Source organism: Mesorhizobium sp. M7A.F.Ca.CA.004.04.2.1 (assembly GCF_004022825.1).
Classification (GTDB): domain Bacteria; phylum Pseudomonadota; class Alphaproteobacteria; order Rhizobiales; family Rhizobiaceae; genus Mesorhizobium.
In genome coordinates, this window is sequence record NZ_RZPH01001202.1 from 1 (window position 1) to 1627 (window position 1627).

The window sequence follows — 1627 nt, forward strand, 5'->3', positions numbered from 1 at the left end:
GGGGAGAAGAGCATCTGCCTGGCCCTGTCGATTGCCATGTATTCGAGCTGACCGCCGCCGATCGTGCCAAAGATCGCCGCCCGCGAGACGAGCATAAATGCGCCCTTCTCGCGTGGCGTCGAACCTTTTGTGCCAGCCACTTCGACCAGGGCAATCCGGTCGGCGCTGGCAAGGAAGTCTCTCAGGCTTTGCACTTTCGAATTCATCATTCGCATTCCCGTGCGGGAAATATAGGTTTTTTCGGCCCGGATTGCACACATTGCTGACCCCCTGGGCCGGATTCAGGCGCCGGCCTCTTTCTTCAGCCGCTCGATCGCCATCAGCACGCGTTCCGGTGTGGCGGGGGCATCGAGGCGCGGGCAAATCTTGTTGTCGGCGACACTGGCCACCGCATCCGACAGCGCATGCAGCACCGACATGCCGAGCGGGAACGGCGGCTCGCCGACCGCCTTGGAGCGGTGGATGGTCGGCTCGCCCGCTTCCGGCCAGTCGGCCAAGGTGACGTTGAAGATCTTTGGCCGGTCGGAGGCGAGCGGGATCTTGTAGGTCGACGGCGCATGCGTGCGCAGCCGGCCCTTGGCGTCCCACCACAGTTCTTCCGTCGTCAGCCAGCCCATGCCCTGGATGAAGCCGCCCTCGATCTGGCCGATGTCTATAGCTCGGTTCAGCGAGCGCCCGCAGTCATGGAGAATATCGGTACGCTCGACCATGTATTCTCCGGTCAGCGTGTCGACCGAGACTTCCGAACACGAGGCGCCATAAGCGAAATAATAGAAGGGGCGGCCCTCGCCCTTGTCGCGGTTCCAGTGGATTTTCGGCGTCTTGTAGAAACCCGCCGCCGACAGCTGGACACGGGCCATATAGGCCTGCTTGACGAGGTCGGCGAAGGCGATTTCCTGGTTGCCGATGCGCACCCGGTTGGGCAGGAACAGCACCTGATCGCGCGGCACCTGGTATTTTTCGGCGGCGAAATCGGTCAGCCGGTCCTTGATCTGGCGCGCGCCATTTTGCGCCGCCATGCCGTTGAGGTCCGAGCCGGACGACGCTGCCGTGGCGGAAGTGTTCGGCACCTTGCCGGTCGTGGTCGCGGTGATCTTGACCTGGTCGAGGTCGATCTGGAACTCTTCCGCCACCACCTGCGCCACCTTGACGTAGAGGCCCTGCCCCATCTCGGTCCCGCCATGGTTCAGATGCACCGAACCGTCGGTGTAGACATGCACCAGCGCGCCGGCCTGGTTGTAGTGGGTGGCGGTGAACGAGATGCCGAACTTGACCGGTGTCAGCGCCAGGCCGCGCTTGATGAAACGGCTGTTGGCGTTGAAGGCCGATATCTCACGCCGCCGCCGCGCATAGCTGGCGCTTTCCTCCAACTCGGCGACGATGCGCTGGATGATGTTGTCCTCGACCGTCTGGTGGTAGGGCGTGATGTTGCGGCCCCTCTCGCTATCACCACTGGTGCCGTAGAAATTCTTTTTGCGGATTTCGAGTGGATCCTTGCCGACGGCAAAGGCCACCTCGTCGATGACGCGCTCGGCGCCGACCATGCCTTGCGGGCCACCGAAACCCCGAAACGCGGTGTTCGAGACGGTGTTGGTGTAGAGCGGCGCCGAGCACGTCATCGACGAGG

General features: G+C 63.1%; 2 protein-coding genes. Both read right to left on the reverse strand.

Going from position 1 to position 1627, the window contains the following annotated elements; all coding sequences use genetic code 11:
• The coding region (locus EN893_RS32985) for an XdhC family protein (RefSeq protein WP_281062523.1) at window positions 1-206 on the reverse strand (206 nt) is incomplete at its 3' end.
• A 75-nt stretch (window positions 207-281) separates the two neighbouring features.
• On the reverse strand, window positions 282-1627 hold a 1346-nt coding region (locus tag EN893_RS32990), incomplete at its 5' end, for a molybdopterin cofactor-binding domain-containing protein (protein ID WP_164901350.1).